Raw genomic sequence first — 24151 nt, 5'->3', positions numbered from 1 at the left:
TAAGGCGTATTTTAATAGATTACGAACTGAAAGAAGGGATCACCACTATGATATCCGGTAAAAAAGTAGAATTACGACCTGTTTCACTTGAAGATCATAAGCGAACATATCACTGGCGAAACGATGAAGAAACCGCTACATTTGATGCGGGCTCTGGTTATTATCGATACAGTCACATGCCGCTTGAACAGATCGAAGCAAGCTATGAAAAAGATATTCGTACGATTGATAAACGTGAAGTAGGAGAATTCTCGATCTATACAAGAGGGGAAGACGCGCGTCATATTGGTTCGATCGGATACCGCAGCCTAGATATAATCTCACGTCGGTGTGTAGTAGGAATCGGAATCGGTGAGAAAGAGCTTTGGGGCAAAGGATATGGAACCGATGCATTAAAAGCTTTGCTTCATTACCTATTTCATACGATGAATTTAAAACGCGTGCAACTGGATACATGGAGTGGTAACGAACGCGCGATACGCGCCTATGAGAAGTGCGGTTTTGTGATTGAAGGCCGTCTCAGAAACGATGCTTTTATCAATGGCAAATACTATGACACGATTGTTATGGGCGTTTTGAGGGAAGAGTTTGAGTATAATAATGAAATAGTAGTTAAATGTTGATTTAGCTAGGAGTAATCATGATAGAGTTATTCAGAATTGGTCTAGTAATGATACTAACTTGCCAAGGATCTTATTTTATATTACTTATTTTACTATATGGGACCATGATGCACTGGTACGAGTGGGGAACGTTTCCGAAACCAAGTAATATATTTGAGAAGACTGTTAATTTCCTAACTGCTCTAGTCTTTGGTGTCGCTTATTGGGCAGGTTTAAAAGTGAAAAAGCGGAAATGGTTTTTGAGACCAGTGCTACTAAGCGGTTATTTATTTCTTTATATTATCCTTGCAATGATTGCCTTTAAACTGATAAATTCTGTTCTCATTTACCTCGAGAGGAATGTTTACTTGCCATGACTGAACTAGTAAGAATTGGCTTAATGGCAATATTGGGCACGCAAGGAGCTTACTTTTTAGCCATATTTTTAGCAGGAAACACAATGATTAATTGGTACGAATGGGGAACGTTTAGGAACGTGGATACCGTTTTTACTAAAACGGTGAATGTACTCTCAGCTCTGTTTATGGGAATCGCTTATTGGTCAGGGAAAAGAGTTGATCATCATAATTGGTTTGTAAAAAGAGTTTATCTTTTAGGATATGCATTTCTCTATACAATTGCAGGAATAATCATTTATGAATTATGTGACTATGTTTTAAGGTTCATTGAGAACCATTAAAGAATGCGCTAGATGGCAACCTCCAATCAACAGGATTGGAGGTTCTTGTTTGTTATAAAAAGTTTTGACAACTTCCATAAAACTGATTATACTAATAAAAATTTAACAATTTATGGCTATGAAGAGAAAAGTAGTTAAGTAACATTATTTTCAGAGAGCTCTTGGTTGGTGTGAAAGAGCAATAATACCTTAACGAAAAAAGACTCTGAGCTTTGTACGGATGCAAAGATATCTTTGCTGATACTACAACGGGATCTCCCGTTATAGAGATAGGGTATACGCAAGTGATTATTTTTCATTGCCGTACCTGAAGAGGTTGATATGGTGACATATGAACAAACTGAGGTGGTACCGCGAACGCTAATAAGCTCTCGTCCTCAAGATGAATAATCTTGGGGGTGAGGGCTTTTTTGTTTTTCTTTCATAAATAATGAGGAGTGATTTAAACATGCATTGGGCATTTCGAATAGCAGAAGAATTATTAAGAAAGCACCCAAATCGTGAGACGTATGTTTGTGCGTCAGGCATCAGTCCATCGGGCTCGGTTCATATCGGAAATTTTCGAGAAGTGGTTACCACATACTTCGTTGTAAAGGCATTGCAACAGCTTGGGAAGAAAACGCGTTTTATCTTTTCATGGGATGATTTTGATCGTTTTCGTAAGTCCCTAAAAATGTGGATCCTACTTTTGAGCAATATATTGGAATGCCATACTCAGAGATTCCATGTCCCTTTGGATGCCACAGTTCTTACGCTGAGCATTTTGAAAAAGAGTTTGAACAGTCACTGAGAGAATTTGGGATCGTTCCTGATTTCATCTATCAAAGCAAGGAGTATGGGGCTAGAAGGTATCAAGCTCAGATCGTCTATGCTCTTCAAAATCGCAAGCAGATTTATGATATCTTAATGAACTTTAAATCTAGTGAACACAATATGGAAGAGCGAGAGCGCTTTTATCCGATAAATGTGTATTGTGAAGTTTGCAGGAAAGACACAGTAAACATTCACAGATTTCAAGATGAGAGATTAAGTTACACTTGTTCATGTGGTCATTCAAATTCTATCAAAGTAGAAGAAGCGACAAACATCAAGTTGAATTGGAAAGTGGATTGGCCGATGAGATGGCAGGCTGAAGAAGTGGTGTTTGAACCAGGTGGAAGAGACCATTCTTCTGCGACTGGAAGTTTTAATGTTTCCAAGGAGATCGCATTAAACATCTATAACTTTCAAGCACCAGAGTATGAACCGTATGATTTTATTAGTATTAAAGGATCTGGTGAGAAGATGTCGAGTTCTTCAGGCAACAATATTACACCCGGAGAGTTGTTGAAGATCTATACACCTGAAGTGATCCTTTTCATGTTTGCAAAATATCAGCCGAATGCGCCCTTTCATATCGGGTTGGATGAAGATGTGATTCGAAACTATATGGAATTTGAGAGGTTTAGTCAGGCAGATCAGGGTCTGCTGAAAGAGGAGATCAGATCCGCGCTAGATTTGTCAGCTGTGAATTCTGGAACACGTCGAGTGCCAAGGTTTAGTCATGTGGCGAGCATCTTGCCACTTGTAAATTTCGAAGCTTCTTTAGTTCGTGACGTATTAGGAAGAACAGGTGAGGAGTATGCGTTGGAAGAGGTAAGAGAAGTTTGTGCGCGAGCGGAATATTGGCTGAGAAACTGGTGTCCTGAGAAAGTGCTTGGAGTTAATGAACAAAAGAACCAAGAATATTATGCTTCACTGACTGATACGGAGAAGGAGTGGGTTGTAGGATTTGTAGGCGTGCTGCAGGATGAATTACAACTACAGGATGATGAGTTTATGAGAAAAGTTTACAATATCTGTCATGTGGATGATCCCAAAGTGAAAAGAAACAACCAAAAAAGGTTGTTCAGCATCATCTATCAGCTTGTTTTGAACCACAATAGTGGTCCGCGCATACCTTTACTTCTTCATTCTGTAGGGAGAGAGCGGTTGGTTGCTTTACTGCAACATTAATACTGTCCACTTTGGGAGGGTTACTGTCCAGTTTTTAAAAAATACTGTCCACTTCTGAAGATTTACTGTCGACTTTTACCAAAATACTGTCCACTTTCAAATAAATACTGTCCATTCGACAATTAAGCCATTATAAAAGGTGACGCCACCAAAGCGTCACCTTTCCTTATCATCATTTCTTCAATTCCTGCCCCATGCCTTTCAAAAAGTGAAGACCAAAGCCGATCGCTCGATTAATATCAGGGTCTTTCAGCGACTTCACAAGATCGAACGCCCCAACCTTCTTTTCGCTCTCCACAAAATCTTCCCCTTGCTTCAAGCCAGAAACAACACTATCAAGCAACTTAGCGGTAACTTCAGGATCCATTTTCGTCAAGATGCCTGCTGCACCCATCAGGTTGTTGATCATGTTCGTAACGGGTTCCCGGGTTGCTTGGCCAAGTGCGATGCTTGCAATTTTATCTTTTGCAACAAGCATGGAGTTTGCCGCTTCCAATGCGCCGATTTTGTCTAGCTCCCCAATAAAATCAAGTGCCTTAGTAAGTGCAGCATCTTTTTCAGCTAATGCTTTTTGCAGTTCAGTTAGCTTCTCTTGTTGAATCTGCTCTTCGGTTTTTACACTCTTTTTTATAACCGTAGTTGGTTGTGCCATATGAATTCCGCCCCCCTTACACTTCGTCCGTCAGGTGAACATAGCCCGGACGGTTCCATTTACGCTGTACTTCAACACCGTTCTGCGGATAGCGTTTTTTGTTTCTTGGATTGTTGCCAGGAAGTTTCACTTCACCTTCACGGCTAATAATCTCCATACGTACTTTAGTCTGCTTGTAAGCCGGTGTATGTGTACGATGATCAACAGCTGGACCGGTTAAAAAGTTGATAGCTGTCTCGTTATTCACGGAGTTCATCGGAAGATACAGTTCGTTGTTTTTTACACGATCTGTAACGAGTGCGTTTAACTTCACAGCTCCAAACGGCGAGATCAACCGAACGACGGATCCATCGATCACACCGCGTTCTTCTGCAAGACTAGGTGAGACTTCAACAAAAACATCAGGCACTTTATGCTGAATGCCTTTCGATTTGTTCGTCAGATTGCCTTCATGAAAATGTTCGAGCATGCGCCCGTTGTTGATATGAAGGTCGAACTCTTCTGGAAACTCTGCCGGGTGCATCCAGTCTGATAGTGCAAATCGTGCTTTTTTATCAGGGAAGTTAAAGCCATCTGTGTAAAGAAGCGGTGTGCTTTTACCACTAAAGTCTCCCCAAAGGAAGCTGCCCCAGCCTTCTAATACATCATAGTTTGCTTCTCCAAACAGGGGAGCAAGTCCCGCCATCTCTTCAAAAATTTCACTCGGATGACTGTAGTTCCAATCTGCACCCATTCGAATGGCGATCGCTTGGATGATTTCCCAGTCCGGTCGCGACCCTCCTGTTGTTGGCAAGGCTTGATACAAACGCTGCACACGACGTTCCGTATTTGTAAATGTTCCTTCTTTTTCTAAAGAAGGAGCTGCAGGCAGAACGACATCCGCGTATTGTGCAGTTTTCGTTAAGAAAATGTCTTGGACCACAAAGAATTCAAGCTGACTGAGCATCTCATGAACATGGTTGGAGTTTGAATCAACGAGCGCCATGTCTTCACCGACTAAATACATCGACTTAATCTCGCCTGTTCCGATGCCCTCGACCATCTGGATGTTGTCTTTACCAGGTTTGCTGCTGATCGTAACACCGTATGCTTTTTCAAACTTCGCTCGAGCGAGGTCATCTGTAATATGCTGATACCCCGGAAGCCAAGCAGGTAACGTCCCCATATCGCAAGCGCCTTGAACGTTGTTGTGGCCACGAAGCGGGTAAGCACCTGCACCCGGACGACGATAGTTGCCGGTAGCTAACAATAAGTTCGAGATGGCAGCAGAAGTGTCACTTCCACCCGTGTTTTGCGTTACACCCATTCCCCAAAGGACGCATGTGCCGTCAGCGTCGCGAATCATTTTTGCCACGTCTATGATTGTTTCTTGTGAAAGACCCGTAATTTCTTCTGCATATTCAAGCGTATACTTTTCAAGTACTTCTTTAAACTCTTCTAAGTAATGCACGTTCTCATCAATAAATGTCTGATCGTGCCAGCCTTGATCGAGCATGTATTTCGTAACGGCCATGAGCCATACTTGGTCTGTGCCTTGCTTTGGACTCATGAAAATATCTGAGCGTTCAGCGAGTTCATGTTTACGAAGATCCGCTACGATTAATTTTTGTCCGTGTAGCTTATGTGCACGCTTTACACGAGTGGCAAGAACGGGATGTCCTTCTGTCGGATTCGCACCAACGACAATGACAAGGCCAGCTTGCGCGATATCCTGAATCGTTCCTGCGTCACCACCCATACCAACCGTACGGAACAATCCGTCGGTTGCAGGAGACTGACAATAGCGAGAGCAGTTGTCAACATTGTTCGTGCCGATGATTTGGCGCGCGAACTTTTGCATCAAATAGTTTTCTTCATTTGTTATTTTAGATGACGAAACAAAGCCAAGCGCGTTGCTTCCGTGTTTTTCTTTTATCGTGCTCATCTTATCAGCTATTACTGTAAGTGCTTCGTCCCAAGTGGATTCTACAAAAACACCGTCTTTACGAATAAGTGGTGTAGTGAGGCGTTCTTCGCTATTTACAAAATCCCAGCCGAACTTTCCTTTGACACAGGTGGAAATCGCGTTTACAGGACCTTCACTTGGTTCTACTTTTAAAATCTTTCTGCCTTTCGTCCAAACTTCGAACGAACATCCAACACCACAGAACGTGCAAACCGTTTTTGTCTTTTTCGTACGTGTTTCACGCATAGCGGCTTCCACTTCAGAAATGGCAAAAATACCACTATAGCCAGGCTCAACTTCTTTTACGAGTTCGACCATCGGCTCAAGTAGATCTTCTTTCAATCCTGTCATGAAGCCCGCTTCACCAAGCATTGACTTTTCCATTAGAGCGTTACACGGGCAAACGGTAACACATTGTCCGCAACTGACACATGAGGAATCGTCGATACTTGAACCGGCATCCCAAATTACACGTGGACGTTCGCGTTCCCAGTCAATTGAAAGGGTCTCGTTCACCTGCAGGTTTTGACACACTTCAACACACTGACCGCAAGTGATACATTGATTGGCATCATAACGGTAAAACGGGTGAGACATATCAAGGTCCACCGGCTCTTCTTTTGGCGAGTAAGGAACCGCTTGATGTTCAATCTCCATCAGTTCTGCTGTGTTATGCAGCTTACAATTGCCATTATTGTTATCACAAACCGTGCAATAGAGAAGGTGGTTCTCAAGTAAGCGATCCATCGCCTCATTCTGTGCATCCTTTGCTCTTGTAGAAGAGCGCTCGATCGCCATACCGTCGAGTGCCATCGTTGAGCATGAACGCATCAGCTTGCCGTCAACCTCTACGATACATGTATCACACGTTTCGATCGGATCAACTTGTGGGGTGTAACAAATTTGAGGGTGAGTTAGTTCGTTTTTATTTATTATATCGAGAATGGATGTGCCAGAAGGAGCTTCGTACGTGTTGCCGTCGATTTTAATTTGAATCATCTTATCCATTAAGAATCTTCCTTTCGTTTGATACTTCTAATATCGTAAACGTATGATCGTACAAAAAAATCCACCACGAAAGCACAAATTCTATAGACGTACAGAAAATGTGAGTTCATGGTGGAATAGTGTAATAGCAGGTCATACCATTAGGCCAATCCAGCATTGGATCTCTTTTATTTGGAATAAAAGATAGATCATTATGTAATTTAACAAGATGGAAGAAAAAACAGTGTGAACGATCTTCTCTACCAACTTTTCTCTTTTATTATAGCGTTTACATCATCAAGAAACAACAAGACTTGTATTCTAGCTTTTCATTTTAATCACGTGCGAAAAGTAAGTACATCATGTATGATTAGTAAAAAATGGAGAAATAGTGGTGATGTTCGAATGACGAAGAAAGTGCATGACTTCAACGATATTATTCGTAAGCTTCGTAAGAACTTATTAGGAAAAGGACCTGAGAAAATTCATACGGTCTTTGTGGAAAACATGGCGATCTCAACCATGTACGGAAATTTAACACCAACTGAAAAATTCATCGCCCGAACGGCTGAAGGCAAGGAGATGGTGCATGCTGCAAGGACTCGCCTGATTCAGGACGTTTACGCAACAGCTCCACCCGAAGGATTAGAAGATGTGACCGGTGCAAAATTCGTTCATCTGTTCTCAGATTTTAAAGTGGATGAAGACATGGCTGTGTCTGTCTTTGTTTTTGATAAACCGATTGCATAGCGAAAGGGTGATTGTCTTATGAAACCGATTGTGACTAAGCGCAGCATTCTGCAGATTAAGAACGGACATGCAGTGAACATAGAAGACACTATCGTAACCGAGCTTCCTGTAACGATCAAGATCAATGGGGAAGAATTTGTTACTATGGTATGCAGCCCTGAGTACATTGAGGATATGGTAGTAGGCTATCTCGCCTCTGAAGGAATCATCCGAAACTATAAAGATATTAAAGACCTATGGGTGCAGGAAGACGGTGGCTTTGTACACGTGACAACAGATCGCTTGAACCCTGTGTATCAAAATCTGCAGAATAAAAGATACATAACATCATGTTGTGGCATGAGCAGGCAAGGCTTTGTTTTTGCGAATGATGCTCGTACGGCGAAATCTATGAATGAAGTCAGGGTGCGAGTTACGCCTGAGGACTGCTTCCGTTTGATGCGAGAGATGCAGAAAGGAGCAGGCATTTTTCAAGAAACAGGCGGTGTGCATAACGCGGCACTTTGTGATCTGAACGGAATTGTGCTGAGCCGAATGGACATCGGGCGTCACAATGCACTCGATAAAATTTATGGATACTGCTTGAAGAATGATATTTTCATAGGGAATAAGATTCTCGTGTTCAGTGGGCGGATTTCTTCTGAGATTTTGTTAAAAGTAGCGAAGATTGGCTGTGAAATCGTCCTCTCTAAATCAGCTCCCACAGAATTTGCGCTGCAATCAGCGGAAGAATTAGGAATTACTACAGTTGGTTTTGTAAGAGGGGATTCTATGAATGTGTATACACGTCCTGAGCGGATTGTTGTACATAAATAAAGCAGTTCCGCCGATTATAGCGAAACTGCTTTCTTGTTTTACCAACCGCGTTCTACCCATTCGTTTTGAACGATTGTTAATCGCTTCTTCTTTCCGCGCCGGTCACTTCCATATACATCATCTACATACCATCCTCTACCGTTTACAGAAGCATCGGTTTCATAGAGGAAGCGTACAAACTTTGTTCCTTCAGGGAGCTTTACCTTTTCGCGATCCCATGTTTCTTCTTTTCCAGTATATGTGTTCGGTAGTGTTGTCCACGTTTCATTGTCACTTGAAACTTGAACGGAACCTCTGTCACTTCCATCTTCAATACTGAACCAATGGTTAAAATGAAGAGTATCCTGATTTTTACCGACTTCAAAAGTTATTCCTTTTTTCAGGTTATCGCCATATCCGGCAAACCAAGCTTTATCTCTGTGATGAAGCGGCACTGAGATCGTATCAGCTGTTAGTTGTGCGACTTTGCGTCGTATCGGATTCATAGAGACCGTCGCTCGAGAAGGGTGGACGCGATTCGTTAAGGTAAGTACAATCGTTTTATTCTTAGGTGAAACAACCATTGAGGTTCCGGTATATCCAGTGTGTCCGAGTGTTTCTTCATTGCTGAGAGCATCCATGTACCACCCTTGATTCAACTCCCAGCCTAGTCCGTGTGAGTTTGATGGAAACTGTGGCAGCTGGTTTTCCGTTAATAAGGAAACCGTTTCAGGCTTTAGAATCTGTGTTTTACCATACTTACCATTCTGTAAAATCATATGGCCAAAAATAGCGAGGTCTTTAGCGGTGGAAAAGACACCGGCATGTCCTGCAACGCCATCTAAACTCCACGCGTTCTCGTCATGCACACTGCCCCAGACCATGCCACGGCCGATTGCTGGCTGATATTCAGTAGCAGCGATTCTGTCACGAAGATCTGCCGAAGGGTTGTACATTGTATCTTTCATTCCGAGCGGTTCAGTGATGTTCTTTTTTACATATTCATCAAGATGGTATCCTGACAATCTTTCAACTAAAACTCCAAGTGTAATTAGATTTAAGTCACTATATGTATACGTTGTGCCAGGCTCATTTTTTAGTGAATATTTTAATGCGATCTGCAGTCGTTCCTCGCGATTTGCTCCCATACTGTATAGAGGAATCCATGCAGTAAACCCTGAAGTATGCGTCATGATCTGCCGGATGGTTACGCTCTCTTTTCCGTTTTCATTGAACTCTGGAATGTATTTTCCGACAGGATCATCTAGATGGAATTTTCCTTGTTCATAAAGCTTCATTGCAGCTGTTGTTGTGAAGAGCTTGGAGATTGAGGCGATATCAAAAATCGTGTCTTTTTTCATCTCAACAGGCTGATCCATTTCTGTGAACTGATCGTCTATGTAGCGCGCGGAATAGCCGTAAGCATCATGCTTTGCGATACTTCCACTTCTAGCGATGAGAACTACAGCGCCTGGCATGGTTCGTTTCTCAATCTCACTCTCAATAAACGGACCGATTTGCTCTAGTGGTTCTCGTTTTAGTGAAGCACTTTCTGGTGTTCCCGGATGTAGAACAGGTGATGATTTAGAGGGCTGGTTCCAGTCACCGTGGTGCGTTCGATTATGATGTTGGGAGGAGGAGCCCTCTGCAAAAATGGCAGGAGTAAAACTGGATAACAACATGGCTGTACTAAGCATGGTACAAACTAAAACACGTTTTCCTCTCATAAGTCATTCTCCTTATTCTGAATATTCTTACACTTACTTACAGTAGCAATCTGGAGAAAAGGTGTCTATCACTCGGAAGTCCCACAGCATTTTGTACTAGTTAAATTGTATAGAAATTGTAGGGGGTCTGACCCGGGTCAGACCCCCTACAATTTAAAGGAACTTTTCATCTTTTCTCGAATAGTTACAGTGGACAAATAAGAGAGGAGACTACAGTCGTGTTGTTACAGCTAGCACCTGCTTTTATCACATTTTTATTAACAGTAATATTTGCGCCTCTGTTGATCATGACGTTAAAAAAACTAAAGCTCACACAGCCCATTCGAGTAGAACTTCCACAAGATCATCAGGAAAAGAAGGGGACACCCTTAATGTTAGGTAGTGTGTTTTTTGTAGGGATTTTCGTTGCGCTTTATTATTACACGACAAGTCCCATCATGCTCTTTTTAATAGCAACGTTTATATTGTTTAGTTTTATTGGTTTTTTAGATGATTTTTGGAAAGCTTCAAAACAAGATCCTGGCGGGGTATCAGGAAAAACAAAACTAAAATTCCAGTTCGCGTTCACCATTCTTCTCTTATATGTTGGCATCGATCTTTTTGACATTGATACAAGCATTCGGGTGACGGAATCATTTAACATTGTTCTCCCTTACATCATTTACCTTATCCTGATCACATTGTTTATTGTCGGGACGGCAAATGCGATTAATTTTACAGATGGTATGGATGGACTTCTAGGCATGGTTGCGATTCCTACTTACTTCTTTTTCTTTGTAATCACAGAGTATACGGAAGTGAAAGTCTTTTGCTTAGTCATGATCGCTACGATTTTAGGATTCTTAATCTATAACTTGTATCCGGCAAAAGCGTTTATGGGTGACACGGGATCACTCGCTATTGGAGGAACCTTATCGTTTCTCGCCATCATCGAAAACGTAGAGATTTTAATACCTATCCTGTTCATTATCTATCTCGCAGAACAGCTTTCTGTCATCATTCAAGTCGCTTATTTTAAACGAACAAAAAAGAAGCTGTTCCGGTTCACACCCATACATTATCACTACGGAATAAAATATGGATGGTCAGAAAATATGATCGTAACCGTGTTTGCGATGGTTTCGTGGGCTGCGTGTGGCATTTGTCTCATCTATTATGAGTTATTACTGTAAAACTAGTTTATAGGGGTTACACTCTGCCCTTTTAAGCTAGTTTTACTTTGTTATTTTAAGGATTTGCTGTGGAACACGGCCCATGAGGTGGAAAAGAGGCGTTTACAAGTGGAACGAGGTTGCTTACAGGTGAAAGTAGAGGCATTAGCGGTTAATTCATGTGAATCTCAGGTGAAAACAAAGCATTTACCGGTGAAAGTGTAACAAAAATAAAAACACGTACCGTAACGTAAACCTTGCATCTTCCTCCATCACATAACGAAACAAAGGGCAGACTCTAAAAATGGAGTCTGCCCTTCGATATAGGGATTGGCGTCACAGCCAATTTCCTACCAAATTTCCTCAGCCCATTCTGGGTGATCGATGAACGGGTTACGATTATGCTGATAATCTTCATAGATGATGTTGTTTCGGTTTCGCTCCCAGTTATCAACCGGATCCTCTAAGTGCCATTGCAGCAACACAGACATCTTACCGTGATAAGGAGCCGTACCATTATTAACGTTGTTGTTCAATTCTAGTTGTGGTTCACCGCTGTCCCCTTCATAACGAACAGCCATGTAAAACAACATGCGGGCAACGTCGCCTTTTACTGCATCCCGTGGTTCCCATGAGTCGCTGTCGTAATAGTTGCCAAGTGCCTCAGAATGCTGCGAGCCGCCATTATCAAAATCAAGGTTTCCGCGAGAGCTGTTAACACTTACATCAGTTGGACGCAAGTGATGGATATCTGTACCTGGACCCATCGCTGTTCCAAAGTCTCCATGTGATTTTGCCCAAACGTGCTCACGGTTCCAATCGTTTACGTTCCCACCGTTAGTGGTTTTGCTCTGCGAACGGCCGGTATATAGAAGGATGACATTGTTGCTGTTGTTTGGATCTTGATCGGTTACTTTAAGTGCGTTCCATACGGCATCATAAGAGAGTTCAGTATGATCGTCGATAATATTGTGAAGAGCCGTCTTTAATGCTGCGCCAGTTTTTCCTTGAGCAGGATCATAATACGATTCATCAAAAGTTGGTGGGTCAGTAGGATCTGTAGGCGGATCTGTAGGTGTTGTACCAGATGCTTTCTCCATAGCTGTTGGATTTTTTAGGCCAGCATGCGAGAAGTAAGCCGCCAGACTGCCTGTTACTTTAATGGATTGACCTTTTAAAGTAGGGTTTGTTTTTAGACCAAACTGTGATCGGTAAGATGTTGGAATCTGAACATAAACCATATTAGCTGTGTTTGTTTCAGTGGGACTGTCTGCTAAAGCAAGTGCATAATCATTTGGATAATTGCTTGTTACTACGGTTGTTGTTGCGGTAGGTTGTCCTACTACATAACCTTGAACAGTCTTTGCAGAATTGTTCTGATTCGAGATACTTTGAGAAACTGAATAAGGACTGGACCACGATCCATCTCCAGCCGCTTGAAGAGCTGGTATAAATGCTAACGTGCTGACCACTAACGCAATTACTACTGAGAAAAGCGAAAGAAACTTTTTGTTTTCATGCCTTTTCATCATCAACGCCTCCACCCATTTAATTTTTACACCTTGCACTTTGTATTTCTAGTTGTTTCACATATTTCAAAATGTTGGTGAAACAGGTTTTATTCTACAATACTTTTATTAATTTCATTTTACAGATTTGTAAAACGAGAAAACTAGCTACAAAGGGAGGAACTAAAGAGGCGTTGAAAAACAGTTATATGGACCTAATAAATGAAAAGAAGTTAATTACTTCTTACTTTCTTACTGCGTAGAACCGAGATGAAACCGTCTAATATCTCATGACTGACTGTAAATCCTTTACGTTGATAAAAGGATAATGCGTCATCGTTCCCATTGGAAACGTAGATAAAGTAATCATCCACTTCATCAAAAAGAGAAAGCCAGTTCATAGACATGTTAAATAATTTAGAACCCACTCCATATTGTCTGTACTCATCCTTAATATAAAACTGTGAAAGGCAACCGACGGCTTCTTTCTGAACGGAATTCATATCAAAAAAGGTGGCAAAATCGTTGCGATACACCTCTTTCGGAGAAATGTTAACATATACGTATCCAACAGGTTCATTTTTATCTTTGACTACGACGATATAGTTATGCATTGCTTTACGTACGGACGGAATCAAGCGCGTTTCAAAGTTCATGGAGTCAAATAATTCAGGACTTATGTTGGCTATTGATTTTTGATACTTCATGAGCTCGTTACAGAGTTCTCGGCAAACCTCGATCTCATGATTAGGAATAATCTCGTATTTTAATTCCATATTAATCACTCCCCTACGTAGTTCATTACGCTATAATTTTATTACATTGAAAATGGAAAACAAGTATGCAGTAATTTCTTACTAAGTCAGTAAAAACTGAGTAAAGGAGCCGTAAAATGAGTGAGGAAGAATATAAAAGAAAAGAAGATTGCCCGTTAACCTTTGCTCTAACACTAATCGGTAGTAAATGGAGACTCCCTATCATATGGGCATTGTGGAAAAATAAAAGAATTCGTTATAACGAATTGAAGCGTCAGGTAGATGGAATCACAAACATGGTTTTATCTCAGTCTTTAAAAGAGATGGAAAAACAAGGTCTGATCGTGCGAACGCAATTCATGGAAATACCTCCTAGAGTGGAATATTCATTAACAGAGGCAGGAGAAGCTTTAATTCCATCACTAAAATCTTTGGCAGAATGGGGAAAAGAGATGCAGATAAAGGTGAAAGCTCATGTCTGAGTGCCCGTTATGTAAGGGAGATAATGTCTGTGCAATTTCAAACGGAAAGAACCCAGAAACGTGTTGGTGTATGAACGTTCAGATTTCAACTCAACTTCTTGAATTTGCTGCATCAGAACGTGAAACGTGTATTTGCCAAACGTGTGTGGATGAATGGAATAAGAAGAGGTGCTGAAAATAAGTGGTCAGCACCTAGGTTTTTTACAGGTTAAAAGTCTTTATATGAATCCCTTAACTTTAACATCTTGGAAAGTAAATCTTCTCCAATCTCACTTTTGAAATCTCGGTACACAGTCTCCCAACGATTCGCCCACTCTCTTTTTTCTTCTTTTGTCAGATAATGAATATCAATTGAAGAGTTTTTCTCAATCAATGCAAGCTGTTCTTCGTTCATCGCGAAGGATTGAGTCTGGTTCCAGGAAGTGGATTCGTTCAAAGCTTCAGATATAATGTTCTGTTGCTTGCTACTAAGGTTATTCCAATACTCACCATTCATGATTACGGCATAACCTAAAAATCCATGATTGCTTATCGTAAGGTGGCTTTGTACATCAAAGAACTTTTTAGAATAAATATTAGAGATCGTGTTCTCCTCACCGTTCAATTCTCCAGATTCCAATAATCTGTACGTATCGTTAAAATCCAATCCAACGGCTTTAGCTCCGACTTCATCAAATTGATTCTGGAGCACTGTACTAGGCATGATTCGCAAGTTTTGCCCTCTTAGATCATCGGGGTGAACGACTGGCCCGTCGTTTGTTGTAATCTGTTTAAAACCATTGATCCATAACGTTAGGCCTTTCATATTTTTCTCTTCTAGTGACTGAAGCAACGTGTTCCCAATGTTTCCGTTTAACGCCTTTATAATGCTTTCGGAAGTAGGCATGGCATAGGGGAGATCAAGAACTTGCCATTCTGGTGAAAAAGAGCTTAGTTTTGTAGTAGCTGGTGCGATCATCTGTACATCACCACGCTGCAGAGCTTCGAGTTCTTCTTGGTCGGAATAGAGTCCACCGTTTGGAATCACTTCTATTTTTATCTGACCACCTGATTTCTCGTTTACCCGTTTTGCAAAACGCTGTGCAGCGAGGCCTTTCGGTGTGTTCTCTGCAACCACGTGACTGAACTTGATGACGACCTGGTCCTTTATTCCTTTTTGATCATCGTCATAGGGAAGTGTTCCTTCTGACATTTTTGTATGAAAACCAATCCAGATCGATACTGCTAAACCTACGATTAGTATCAGCGCGATCCCAATGAACGATTTCATCATGAATTCCCCAAATCCGTTACTTTTTTAAATAGTCTAACATATTGAAGTTGGAATGATACAATAGGAACAATGAAAAGGAGGATGCTAGTAAATGACGATAAAACGATTACCCATTCGAACAAAAATAATGATACTTACGTTGGGAATCGTGCTCTATGCTATCCTTATCGGCGGAGTCGTCATAATTGGTAAGATCCTCGATATCCAAGAAGAAGAGCTCGGTAAGCGGGCAATGATTACTTCACGCACGGTAGCGCAGCTTCCAGAAGTGAAGAAATACATTCAAGTAAATAAGGGCTGGAACGAGATAGAACCAGTCGTTGAAAAGATTCGTGTCATTAATGAAGCAGATTATGTCGTGGTCATGGACATGGATCATATCCGGCATTCCCATCCTGTTAAAGATATGATTGGTACGGTGTCTAAAGGAAGTGATGAAGGTGCAGCGTTTGCTGACCATACGTTTATTTCAAAAGCTAAGGGAGAGATCGGTACAGCCGTAAGGGCGTTTGTTCCTATAAAAAATGATGAGTTGGAGCAGATCGGCGTTGTGGTGGTCGGTCATGTGATTCCAGGATATTATGAAGTGTTTCACGATCTGACGGATGAGATGACTCTCATCTTACTCTTAGTTCTCTTGTTTGGTGTGATCGGCTCCTATCTGTTAGCTCGTCATCTTAAACAGCAGATGTTCTATTTGGAACCGCACGAGATCGTTCGAATGTTCGAAGAAAGAACAGCAACGTTCCACTCCATGCATGAAGGTGTGATCGCCATTGATAATCAGGAACACATCACGATCTTTAATGATAAAGCTAAAAGTATATTCTCCGTGAGTGGAGACGTCGTAGGAAGGCAGATTCGTGAAGTGATTCCAGATACTCGTCTGCCAGAAATTATAGAACTAAGTCGTCCTGTTTATAATCAAGAGATTCGTGTAAGTGGAAAGGTCATCATGAGTAATCGTGTACCGATTAAAGTGAAGGATCAAATTGTTGGAGCTGTTGCTATTTTTCAAGATAGAACAGAGGTTGCGAAAATGGCGGAAGAACTGACAGGTGTAAAGGCATTTGTGGAGGCGCTGCGTGTTCAGAACCATGAACACATGAACAAGCTTCATACGATTGCAGGGCTTCTGCAGTTAGGAAATATGAAAAAAGCGATGCAGTATGTTTTTCAAATATCAGAAGAAAAAGGATCACTCACTCGTTTTTTAAATCAAAGGATTAAGAATGAGAGTCTAGCAGGTCTATTGTTAAGCAAAGTCGGACGTGGTAAAGAGCTCGGAATAAAAGTGGTCATTGATAATGAAAGCTTACTAAAAACGTTTCCCGATCAGCTTGATCAGCATGATTTTGTTACGATTATTGGTAATTTGATAGAGAACGCGTATGATGCTCTAAAAGGAATGCGGGATGGCAGGATTGATGTTTCCATCGCGCAGGATTCTGAAATATGTGCTATTTTGGTTGAAGACAACGGTTGTGGAATGAGTCAGGAAGTTCAGCAACACATGTTTGAAAGAGGATATACGACAAAAGGAAACAACGGGTCTGGAATTGGGTTGTACCTAATTCGTCAGATTGTAGAAAAAGGTAATGGAGAGATAGAAGTAACATCACACGCAAATCAGGGAACAAGTTTTGTTATCGTATTTCCGATGAATGATAGAGGTGAAGAAGATGAGGGAGATAAAGGTTCTATTGATTGAAGATGATCCGATGGTCTTAGAAATCAACAAAGCGTTTATAGAAAAAGTCAAGACATTTAAGGTAATTGAGACGGCATCAAATGGAACAGAAGGGCTGAAGCTGATAAAAAAACATAAGCCAGATCTCGTCGTGCTTGATATCTACATGCCAGAGCAGGATGGTGTCGAGACACTTCTACAGATCCGAGCGGAAAAAATTCAGGTAGATGTAATGATTATCACTGCCGCAAATGACTTAGAGACGATTCGTTCTATGATGCAGAACGGTGCGTTCGATTATATTATCAAACCGTTTAATTTTGAGCGCATTGAAAAAGCATTAAGTAAATATAGAACGTATCACTCTACAATGTCTCCATCAGGAACCGCTACACAAAAAGATCTGGATAACCTCTTCTTTTCTGAAATACGCGAAGTTCCTGCTACGATGGAACTTCCTAAAGGATTAAACGAGCTTACGCTAAAACAGATCGGCAGCTTTATAAAAGTACAAACAGAGGCCAAGTCCGCAGAAGAGGTAGCTGAAGGAATAGGAATCGCACGAGTGACAGCACGAAGATATCTCGATTATTTAGTGAAGAGCGGCACGATTCAAATGGACATTCAGTACGGTACGGTCGGAAGGCCAGTGAATCGTTATCTTCTTAAAAAATAGTTCAAGACCAAAAAGACCAAAACGTCCAATAAGTTCTTAATATTCTAACAAAATACTGAAAGCGTTATCATTACCTTTACAAATGATAACGCTTTTTTCTATGGCTTGTTTAAATTGTGTGGAAATTGTCTGGGGTCTGACCCCGGGTCAGACCCCAGATAATTTAACTCTTAGAAGTTCATTTTCAAACTCGAAAGGAGAAGAACAATGAAAAAGTTATTTAAGAACTTAACGTTTCAGGTTTTAACCGCTATCGCCGTAGGTGTACTAGTAGGACTCTTCTGGCCAGATTTCGGGAAACAGATGAAACCTGTAGGAGATACATTTATTAATGCCGTCAAGATGGTGATCGCGCCAATTATCTTCTTAACGATCGTACTTGGCATCGCGAAAATGGGTGACATGAAGAAGGTAGGTAAGGTGGGAGGTAAAGCTTTCATTTACTTTGAAATCGTTACGACCCTCGCACTCGTTATTGGGTTGATCGTTGTTAACGTGTTAAAACCTGGAGCGGGATTAGACTTTGATAAGCTGGAAAAGGGTGATGTTTCACAATACACGTCTGAAGAAGGCGGTAAGATTGATTGGATCGAGTTCGTTACACATATCGTTCCAAGCAACATGGTCGATGCATTTGCTAAAGGTGATATTCTGCAAGTGCTATTCTTTTCCATTCTATTTGGTGTAGGACTTACAGCACTCGGAAATAGTGGGAAGATCATTATCGAGTTCTTCGAAAAGTTGCTCAACGTCTTTTTCAAGATTGTCGGATATATCATGAAAGCTGCGCCACTTGGTGCGTTCGGTGCTATGGCGTTTACAATAGGAAACTATGGTCTAGAGTCACTCGTACCGCTCGGCAAGTTAATGATTGCGGTTTACACGACAATGTTCTTCTTCGTTTTTATCGTATTGAATTTGATCTGCAAGATGTATGGATTTAGTCTGTGGAAGTATTTGAAATTTATAAAAGAAGAACTCTTAATTGTACTTGGAACGAGCTCTTCAGAATCTGTATTGCCAAGAATGATGAACAAGATGGAGAAGTTTGGATGCTCGAAGTCTGTTGTAGGTCTTGTTATTCCAACCGGCTACTCCTTTAATTTAGATGGAACGTCCATCTACCTCTCGATGGCAGTCGTCTTTTTAGCTCAAGTTTTTGGCATCGATCTCAGTATCACGCAGCAGCTAACGATCATCGCTGTATTGATGTTAACGTCAAAAGGTGCAGCAGCCGTTACGGGTGGCGGATTCATCGTTCTTGCGTCAACGCTAACAGCTATGCAAGTTATTCCTGTTGAAGGACTAGCACTGCTATTAGGAGTTGACCGCTTCATGAGTGAAGCGCGTGCCATTGTGAACTTAATCGGAAACGGAATTGCAACGATCGTTGTGTCCAAAAGTGAAAATGAGTTTGATGAAGGTAAAAGTGAAGAGGCCATTCAGGCGATGTACGAAAATAGAAAAATTGCGGTATAACGTTGGAAGGAGCTTTGGTCGGAACAGACTAAAGCTCTTTCTTTTTGATATGCTTATTTAAAAGATAAGAAATGGAGGAAGTTAACTTATGATCTGTAGCATGCTCAATATTAATTATCCTATTATACAAGCAGGCATGGCAGGTGGACCGACAACACCTGAATTAGTAGCAGAAGTAAGTGAAGCGGGAGCATTAGGAACACTAGGTGCAGGATACATGACTCCTCAACAAATTGAAGTTGCGTTACGAGAGATTCATCAACTTACACAATCCCCAATTGCAGTTAATTTATTTCTTCCCCAGACTTACGAAAGAGATGAGAATGCCATTCTAGCGATGCAGCAATACTTGAATACTTACCGCACAAAACTTGGGATTCCTAAGATTAATAACATTCCAGACATGGAGGATCTATTTGAAAAACAACTCGCTACAGTGATAGAAGCAGGTGTAAAAATAGTAAGTTTTACATTTGATGCACCGACTAAGAGATTAGTAGAGAAATTACACGCTTCAGAAATCATAGTTATCGCAACAGCAACTTCTGTTAAAGAAGCGGTTCAGCTTGAGTCCAATGGTGTAGATATTATCGTTGCACAAGGTGCTGAGGCAGGTGGACATAGAGGGACGTTCTTAAATGTTGAAAATGAATCTATGATTGGTACATTGGCCCTCGTTCCACAAGTGGTAGATGCTGTCTCCTGTCCTGTTGTAGCAGCGGGAGGCATCATGGACGGCAGAGGAATGGCGGCAGCACTAGCTTTAGGTGCCGCAGCCGTTCAGCTGGGTACAGCATTTTTAACAGTTAAAGAGAGCGGAGCGAACAATATTCATAAAGAAGCCATTCTAACTAGTAGCGAAACAGACACGAAAATCACGAAAGCTTTTTCTGGAAAAAGTGCGAGAGGTTTTAAGAATAAGATGATGGTAGAATTGGAGAGTCGTATAGAAGATGATCTGCCTCCATATCCATTGCAGCACATATTAACATCTGATATTAGAAAAGAAGCAGCAAAGCAAGGAAATAAAGAGATGATGTCGATGTGGGCCGGGCAAGCATCAGGTCTAGCGCAAGTGAGATCTGCGAGGAATTTGGTTGGGAATTTGGTTGATCAATGTGATGAAGCACTCCAAAGAGCTTCATTGAATTGAAGTTTTCCTTAAACAGCTAAGGAAAATGGTCTTTTTTCATCCGAAATATAATAAGATTTGTATAAGTTATACAAATTTTATCGATTGGGGTGAAAATCATGGATTTTATGACCGATTTTGCGCCGTACGTTGGTTTAGCTGTGATTTTATATGCAATTCGTCATACGGATCGGTTTTCGAATAAGTATATCCCCATTGTTGCTGTTGTCTTAGGTGTTCTTTATGCTTTTTGGGAAGCTGGTGGAGCTACACCAGAGGCTACATTGATCGGGTTAAAATACGCACTTTTAGGAATAGGAACCGTCGCAGGTATAAAATATTCATTAGAGCAAAACTTAAAAAAATAAGAGTAAACAATAACAGTGCTAAAAATACAGCGCTGTTTTTTTGTTGTACAAAAGCTATATAATTATTTGACTGAACGTGTATTAAATGTTTAACATATTTAACTTATGGGAAATGAAAAATATCAAAGGAAGTAAACAGGAGGGTGTTGCTATAATGAACATACGACATGACCTTGAGAGTAAGGGTTTAAGCCGATTGCTCCAAAAGGATACAAAAGCTTTAAAACAGATGGTCGATTCATATAGCGCACTACTATTTCAAGTTGCCCTCCGAATTACAGGTGATAAGCAAGTAGCTGAACAGATTCTGTGCGAAGTATTTCGTGACTTATGGGAAAATCCAAACCATTACACTAAAGTGAAAGACAAATATATTTCAAGTTATCTAATAAAATTATGTAAATTAAAGTGTGTTGATCGCGAGGAGGTACATATCACTCGGTTATTGTCTAAAAAGTCAAAAAATTATGTTGCGCATAATGCGACGATCTGATATTATAAAAACGCTTACAATAATATAAATAGTAATGGAGAAAATACAAGATCTGTACTTTTTCTATTCTACTTTAATGATGAATGAACGCTCTGCACGAGTATGTAGAGCTTTTAGGCAACATTCTACAAAGACTTATTTGAGAAAATAAGTACTTTTGAATGTTGTCTTTTTATTTGTCTCACATTAGGGTAAGTTTCAAGAATGTTTAACTTCATTAACTTTTTAGGGGGGAATTAAGAATGAAAAAGTCTAAAAATCGTTGGCTCATTGCTCTATCAGCTGTAGGGATTCATATTTCTATCGGCTCCGTGTATGCTTGGAGCAACTTTACAAATCCATTGATTGAAAAATTCGGTTGGACAGCTTCTCAAGTACAGATGACATTCAGTATCGCTATCCTATTCTTAGGTCTGTCGGCAGCTTTTTTAGGACATTTTGTTGAAAAACATGGTCCCAAGAAAGCGGGTCTGCTTGCAGCCATTTTCTTTGGTGTTGGAATTGCAGGCTCAGGGATTGCAGTCAATATAGGTTCGTTAACTCTGCTCTACATCTTTTATGGAGTGCTTGGTGGAATCGGACTCGGGGTAGGTTATATCGCGCCTGTATCTACATTGATTAAATGGTTTCCCGATCGTCGTGGCTTAGCAACAGGACTTGCTATTATGGGATTTGGTTTTGCAGCAGCGATCAGTTCACCAATCATGGATGCACTTATTAAATCGGCAGGTATCGCTAACACGTTCTTTATATTAGGGGTTGCGTATTTTGCTGTTATGACTTTGTCCTCTCTTTATTTAGAAAAACCAGAAGAAGGATGGCTTCCTGCTGGTTTTAAAGAAAATGTAGAAAGTGGTAAAGTGAAAATCAAACAAGACCTCTCGCAACTAACAGCCAACGAAGCGGTAAAAACACGACGCTTCTATTATCTGTGGATCATGCTGTTTATCAATGTGACTTGTGGCATTGCAATACTTTCTGCCGCTAAACCTCTTGCTGAAGAAAGTATTGGATTAACTACTGCAGAAGCTGCAGCACTTGTGGGTGTACTAGGATTGTTCAACGGTTTTGGTCGAATCGGATGGGCATCCATTTCAGACTACATCGGGCGACCTAATACATATACAACATTCTTTGTCTTGCAGATCGCTCTTTTCTTCATGCTGCCACAAACTTCATCATCGATTCTTTTTCAAGTCATGCTCGCAGTCATCTATACTTGTTACGGTGGAGGATTTGCATCAATTCCAGCATATATTGGTGACCTTTTCGGAACAAAACAAGTTGGAGCGATTCATGGTTACATCTTAACAGCATGGGCAGCAGCAGGTCTTGCAGGTCCGTTATTCGCGGCATGGATCAAGGATACAACGGGATCTTACGCGAACAGCTTAACTTTCTTTTCTGGACTGTTTATTCTTGCACTCATTGTGTCCATACTCGTCCGTTTTGATATGAAAAAACTAGCTGAGAAACAAGAAAAATCCGTAGCATAATCTACTGTAATGCAGTGTCTTTATTAACGGGAAGGCACTGTTTTTTATTATTGTGAATTTGAGAGCAATCTGCCTATTATTCATATGTTATAATATGGTAAACGAAAGATGTAATTTACATTCAAAGGAGATACTATGACACAAAAACAAGTTACAATCGCAGAATTAAACGCAGAAAATTGGTACGAATGCTGCTTTTTAGAAGTTGCAGACAATCAAGTGAGTCATATTGAACCTAACGCAGTTTCCATTGCACAATCCAAATTTGAACCAAGCTTAAAGCCTTACGCTATCTTTTTCGAAGGTAAAACAGTTGGTTTTCTTATGTTCAACTCAATGGAAGAAGAATTAGATGGGTATTGGGTCTATCGTATTATGATCGATAAAAATTATCAGCAAAAAGGAATTGGAAAGGTCGCAACACAGTTGATGATTGATGAAATGAAGACATTGTTGAATGCTAAACGAATTGTAGTGGGATATCATCCGGAGAATAAGGGTGCACACCAATTGTATGCGAGCTTAGGATTTGTGGATAAAGGTGACAGATTTGGTAAAGAAATGGCTGTTGTTCTAGAAAATTAATACATAGTTCTACGTTGGTAAATACTTCTGAAATCTCATGCCACCCTCAAATTTTTAATAAATGCTTTCGAATAATTAATGTTGAGTATATAAAAGTTTTGTAGAATTATTGAACTCCATGTTTTAATGGAGTTCTTTTTGTTTTGTTTCATCACAAAAGGGAACGTTTGATACGAAGGAGTGAATTAAATAGATGAGAAGGTCAGAACGCAAAAAGTCAAATAAGAGAAATGTGGTTTTATTCAGTGCATTAGGAGCTGTTCTTTTAGCATTATTATTCTTACCAAAAGATGCGCTGCTTATGGGCGGTGAAGAGAAGTCTGCTACAAAAGAAAAAAATCAAGAACCAAAACATAAAGTGGTCAAACTTCAGCCAGACAACGAAAGTGCTTATGAAAAAGATGAAGATAAAGAAGCAAATAGTGGGGACAAAGCAAAAAAACAAGAACCTTCTGAAGAAATCGGAATAGATCCTGAAAAAGAAACGGATAAAAAGAAAAAAGCAGAAAAAGCAAAAAAAGCTGAAGCAGAAAAGAAAAAACAGCAAGCTTCCGGTGACAAACCTGTTCTAAATAAGCCGATCGGTACGTCTCAAACAGGACCACATACTTCTAGTTATGATGAAGGCAGCGTGGACTGGAATGAAAAATTGAAAGCGATTCGTCTTGCCACAGGACTTGATGAAAACATGACGGTGTGGAAGATTGGTAACGGTGGCAGTCCTCAAAAATCAGTCGCAGAAGTAAGTCCGAATAAACAGCCGAACGAAAAATACACCGTTAACCTCGAGTGGGTTGATGAAAAAGGCTGGATGGTGACGAGTGTTCAGAAGTAGTCTCAAAACAAGTGGACAGTAAAATGTTGAAAGTGGACAGTAAAAAGCGATAAGTGGACAGTAAAACATCAAAAG

At 40.6% G+C, this 24151-nt stretch carries 23 protein-coding genes, 1 pseudogene and 1 other annotated feature; of the genes and pseudogenes, 18 read left to right on the top strand and 6 right to left on the bottom strand.

The annotated features are described in order from the left end of the window. Positions 1–47 precede the first annotated feature (47 nt). The 4 genes and pseudogenes from IHV11_RS12680 (at position 48) to lysS (ending at position 3297) form a co-directional block, all read left to right on the top strand. Positions 48–623, top strand: a complete 576-nt coding sequence (locus IHV11_RS12680; protein WP_197194858.1) for a GNAT family N-acetyltransferase — start codon at positions 48–50, stop codon at positions 621–623. Positions 624–640: 17 nt separating this feature from the next. Continuing rightward, positions 641–979, top strand: a complete 339-nt coding sequence (locus IHV11_RS12675) for a hypothetical protein (RefSeq protein ID WP_197194857.1) — start codon at positions 641–643, stop codon at positions 977–979. Then, positions 976–1302, top strand: a complete 327-nt coding sequence (locus IHV11_RS12670; RefSeq protein WP_197194856.1) for a hypothetical protein — start codon at positions 976–978, stop codon at positions 1300–1302. The genes IHV11_RS12675 and IHV11_RS12670 overlap by 4 nt, the downstream gene beginning before the upstream one ends. 109 nt (positions 1303–1411) lie before the next feature. Further along, positions 1412–1684 (top strand) — a binding site (T-box leader). Between the two features lie 66 nt (positions 1685–1750). Then, a pseudogene (gene lysS, locus IHV11_RS12665) lies at positions 1751–3297 on the top strand (lysine--tRNA ligase). A 172-nt stretch (positions 3298–3469) separates the two neighbouring features. Here the strand turns inward: lysS and IHV11_RS12660 are convergent. Next, on the bottom strand, positions 3470–3949 hold the full coding sequence (locus IHV11_RS12660) for a DUF1641 domain-containing protein (RefSeq protein ID WP_197194855.1): 480 nt from the start codon (positions 3947–3949) through the stop codon (positions 3470–3472). Between the two features lie 16 nt (positions 3950–3965). Next, positions 3966–6893 carry a formate dehydrogenase subunit alpha gene (gene fdhF / locus IHV11_RS12655; protein WP_197195011.1) on the bottom strand — a complete coding sequence of 976 codons (2928 nt, stop codon included), beginning with the start codon at positions 6891–6893 and terminating at the stop codon, positions 3966–3968. A gap of 393 nt (positions 6894–7286) precedes the next feature. Here fdhF and IHV11_RS12650 point away from each other — a divergent pair, with 393 nt between their 5' ends. Next, positions 7287–7631 carry a DUF2294 domain-containing protein gene (locus tag IHV11_RS12650; protein WP_066392122.1) on the top strand — a complete coding sequence of 115 codons (345 nt, stop codon included), beginning with the start codon at positions 7287–7289 and terminating at the stop codon, positions 7629–7631. Between the two features lie 18 nt (positions 7632–7649). After that, a complete protein-coding gene (gene fdhD / locus IHV11_RS12645; RefSeq protein WP_197194854.1) occupies positions 7650–8447 on the top strand; it encodes a formate dehydrogenase accessory sulfurtransferase FdhD in 798 nt (265 codons plus the stop codon). Between the two features lie 38 nt (positions 8448–8485). Here the strand turns inward: fdhD and IHV11_RS12640 are convergent, their stop codons facing one another. Beyond that, positions 8486–10153, bottom strand: coding sequence for a serine hydrolase domain-containing protein (locus IHV11_RS12640; RefSeq protein WP_231620245.1), 1668 nt, complete (start codon positions 10151–10153; stop codon positions 8486–8488). 218 nt (positions 10154–10371) lie between these two features. Here IHV11_RS12640 and mraY point away from each other — a divergent pair, with 218 nt between their 5' ends. Beyond that, positions 10372–11325, top strand: coding sequence for a phospho-N-acetylmuramoyl-pentapeptide-transferase (gene mraY / locus IHV11_RS12635; protein ID WP_197194853.1), 954 nt, complete (start codon positions 10372–10374; stop codon positions 11323–11325). Between the two features lie 329 nt (positions 11326–11654). Here the strand turns inward: mraY and IHV11_RS12630 are convergent, their stop codons facing one another. Both IHV11_RS12630 and IHV11_RS12625 read right to left on the bottom strand, forming a co-directional pair. Continuing rightward, positions 11655–12833 (bottom strand): endonuclease, encoded by a 1179-nt coding sequence (locus IHV11_RS12630; RefSeq protein WP_197195009.1) that lies wholly within the window; start codon positions 12831–12833, stop codon positions 11655–11657. A 212-nt stretch (positions 12834–13045) separates the two neighbouring features. After that, positions 13046–13588: a GNAT family N-acetyltransferase gene (locus tag IHV11_RS12625; RefSeq protein WP_197194852.1), complete on the bottom strand. Its 543-nt coding sequence runs from the start codon at positions 13586–13588 to the stop codon at positions 13046–13048. A gap of 116 nt (positions 13589–13704) precedes the next feature. On the opposite strand from IHV11_RS12625, the gene IHV11_RS12620 reads away from it, so the two are divergent. Together IHV11_RS12620 and IHV11_RS21510 are read left to right on the top strand one after the other, a co-directional pair. Then, positions 13705–14049 carry a winged helix-turn-helix transcriptional regulator gene (locus tag IHV11_RS12620; protein ID WP_197194851.1) on the top strand — a complete coding sequence of 115 codons (345 nt, stop codon included), beginning with the start codon at positions 13705–13707 and terminating at the stop codon, positions 14047–14049. After that, positions 14042–14224 (top strand): cysteine-rich CWC family protein, encoded by a 183-nt coding sequence (locus tag IHV11_RS21510; protein ID WP_197194850.1) that lies wholly within the window; start codon positions 14042–14044, stop codon positions 14222–14224. The genes IHV11_RS12620 and IHV11_RS21510 overlap by 8 nt, the downstream gene beginning before the upstream one ends. Positions 14225–14257: 33 nt before the next feature. Here IHV11_RS21510 and IHV11_RS12610 read toward each other — a convergent pair whose 3' ends face one another. Next, positions 14258–15319 carry a DctP family TRAP transporter solute-binding subunit gene (locus tag IHV11_RS12610; protein ID WP_197195008.1) on the bottom strand — a complete coding sequence of 354 codons (1062 nt, stop codon included), beginning with the start codon at positions 15317–15319 and terminating at the stop codon, positions 14258–14260. 94 nt (positions 15320–15413) lie between these two features. Here IHV11_RS12610 and IHV11_RS12605 point away from each other — a divergent pair, with 94 nt between their 5' ends. The 9 genes from IHV11_RS12605 to IHV11_RS12565 all read left to right on the top strand — a co-directional run bounded on the left by IHV11_RS12605 (position 15414) and on the right by IHV11_RS12565 (position 24076). After that, entirely contained in the window at positions 15414–17033 is a 1620-nt protein-coding gene (locus tag IHV11_RS12605) for an ATP-binding protein (RefSeq protein WP_197194849.1), read from the top strand. After that, on the top strand, positions 17005–17688 hold the full coding sequence (locus IHV11_RS12600) for a response regulator (protein ID WP_197127157.1): 684 nt from the start codon (positions 17005–17007) through the stop codon (positions 17686–17688). Before IHV11_RS12605 ends, IHV11_RS12600 begins: the two co-directional genes overlap by 29 nt. 207 nt (positions 17689–17895) lie before the next feature. After that, entirely contained in the window at positions 17896–19167 is a 1272-nt protein-coding gene (gene dctP / locus IHV11_RS12595; protein WP_197127158.1) for a C4-dicarboxylate transporter DctP, read from the top strand. An 88-nt stretch (positions 19168–19255) separates the two neighbouring features. Further along, positions 19256–20320 (top strand): NAD(P)H-dependent flavin oxidoreductase, encoded by a 1065-nt coding sequence (locus IHV11_RS12590; protein WP_197194848.1) that lies wholly within the window; start codon positions 19256–19258, stop codon positions 20318–20320. A gap of 98 nt (positions 20321–20418) precedes the next feature. Continuing rightward, entirely contained in the window at positions 20419–20667 is a 249-nt protein-coding gene (locus IHV11_RS12585) for a phage holin family protein (protein ID WP_191752959.1), read from the top strand. Positions 20668–20821: 154 nt separating this feature from the next. Continuing rightward, entirely contained in the window at positions 20822–21160 is a 339-nt protein-coding gene (locus tag IHV11_RS12580) for an RNA polymerase sigma factor (protein WP_197127161.1), read from the top strand. A gap of 242 nt (positions 21161–21402) precedes the next feature. Further along, positions 21403–22656: an L-lactate MFS transporter gene (locus IHV11_RS12575; protein WP_197194847.1), complete on the top strand. Its 1254-nt coding sequence runs from the start codon at positions 21403–21405 to the stop codon at positions 22654–22656. A gap of 135 nt (positions 22657–22791) precedes the next feature. Continuing rightward, positions 22792–23241, top strand: a complete 450-nt coding sequence (locus tag IHV11_RS12570) for a GNAT family N-acetyltransferase (RefSeq protein ID WP_197194846.1) — start codon at positions 22792–22794, stop codon at positions 23239–23241. Positions 23242–23434: 193 nt separating this feature from the next. Continuing rightward, positions 23435–24076, top strand: coding sequence for a YrrS family protein (locus IHV11_RS12565; RefSeq protein ID WP_197194845.1), 642 nt, complete (start codon positions 23435–23437; stop codon positions 24074–24076). The last annotated feature ends 75 nt before the right edge of the window (positions 24077–24151 follow it).

It is taken from the genome of Fictibacillus sp. 26RED30 (genome assembly GCF_015903845.1).
In the GTDB taxonomy this organism is placed as follows: Bacteria; Bacillota; Bacilli; order Bacillales; family Fictibacillaceae; genus Fictibacillus; species Fictibacillus phosphorivorans.
The sequence above is the reverse complement of the archived record's forward strand: the minus strand, read 5'-3'. Positions and strand labels throughout refer to the sequence as shown.

Excerpts from the sequence above, each read along its gene's own strand:
- IHV11_RS12680 (WP_197194858.1), top strand. The coding sequence starts at position 48 with ATGATATCCGGTAAAAAAGTAGAATTACGACCTGTTTCACTTGAAGAT.
- IHV11_RS12575 (WP_197194847.1), top strand. The coding sequence starts at position 21,403 with ATGAAAAAGTCTAAAAATCGTTGGCTCATTGCTCTATCAGCTGTAGGG.
- IHV11_RS12610 (WP_197195008.1), bottom strand. The coding sequence starts at position 15,319 with ATGAAATCGTTCATTGGGATCGCGCTGATACTAATCGTAGGTTTAGCA.
- IHV11_RS12630 (WP_197195009.1), bottom strand. The coding sequence starts at position 12,833 with ATGAAAAGGCATGAAAACAAAAAGTTTCTTTCGCTTTTCTCAGTAGTA.
- IHV11_RS12580 (WP_197127161.1), top strand. The coding sequence starts at position 20,822 with ATGAACATACGACATGACCTTGAGAGTAAGGGTTTAAGCCGATTGCTC.
- fdhF (WP_197195011.1), bottom strand. The coding sequence starts at position 6,893 with ATGATTCAAATTAAAATCGACGGCAACACGTACGAAGCTCCTTCTGGC.
- IHV11_RS12570 (WP_197194846.1), top strand. The coding sequence starts at position 22,792 with ATGACACAAAAACAAGTTACAATCGCAGAATTAAACGCAGAAAATTGG.
- IHV11_RS12660 (WP_197194855.1), bottom strand. The coding sequence starts at position 3,949 with ATGGCACAACCAACTACGGTTATAAAAAAGAGTGTAAAAACCGAAGAG.
- IHV11_RS12605 (WP_197194849.1), top strand. The coding sequence starts at position 15,414 with ATGACGATAAAACGATTACCCATTCGAACAAAAATAATGATACTTACG.
- IHV11_RS12670 (WP_197194856.1), top strand. The coding sequence starts at position 976 with ATGACTGAACTAGTAAGAATTGGCTTAATGGCAATATTGGGCACGCAA.
- IHV11_RS12590 (WP_197194848.1), top strand. The coding sequence starts at position 19,256 with ATGATCTGTAGCATGCTCAATATTAATTATCCTATTATACAAGCAGGC.
- IHV11_RS12565 (WP_197194845.1), top strand. The coding sequence starts at position 23,435 with ATGAGAAGGTCAGAACGCAAAAAGTCAAATAAGAGAAATGTGGTTTTA.
- IHV11_RS12620 (WP_197194851.1), top strand. The coding sequence starts at position 13,705 with ATGAGTGAGGAAGAATATAAAAGAAAAGAAGATTGCCCGTTAACCTTT.
- IHV11_RS12640 (WP_231620245.1), bottom strand. The coding sequence starts at position 10,153 with ATGAGAGGAAAACGTGTTTTAGTTTGTACCATGCTTAGTACAGCCATG.
- IHV11_RS12650 (WP_066392122.1), top strand. The coding sequence starts at position 7,287 with ATGACGAAGAAAGTGCATGACTTCAACGATATTATTCGTAAGCTTCGT.
- IHV11_RS12585 (WP_191752959.1), top strand. The coding sequence starts at position 20,419 with ATGGATTTTATGACCGATTTTGCGCCGTACGTTGGTTTAGCTGTGATT.
- IHV11_RS12675 (WP_197194857.1), top strand. The coding sequence starts at position 641 with ATGATAGAGTTATTCAGAATTGGTCTAGTAATGATACTAACTTGCCAA.
- fdhD (WP_197194854.1), top strand. The coding sequence starts at position 7,650 with ATGAAACCGATTGTGACTAAGCGCAGCATTCTGCAGATTAAGAACGGA.
- IHV11_RS12625 (WP_197194852.1), bottom strand. The coding sequence starts at position 13,588 with ATGGAATTAAAATACGAGATTATTCCTAATCATGAGATCGAGGTTTGC.
- IHV11_RS21510 (WP_197194850.1), top strand. The coding sequence starts at position 14,042 with ATGTCTGAGTGCCCGTTATGTAAGGGAGATAATGTCTGTGCAATTTCA.
- dctP (WP_197127158.1), top strand. The coding sequence starts at position 17,896 with ATGAAAAAGTTATTTAAGAACTTAACGTTTCAGGTTTTAACCGCTATC.
- IHV11_RS12600 (WP_197127157.1), top strand. The coding sequence starts at position 17,005 with ATGAGGGAGATAAAGGTTCTATTGATTGAAGATGATCCGATGGTCTTA.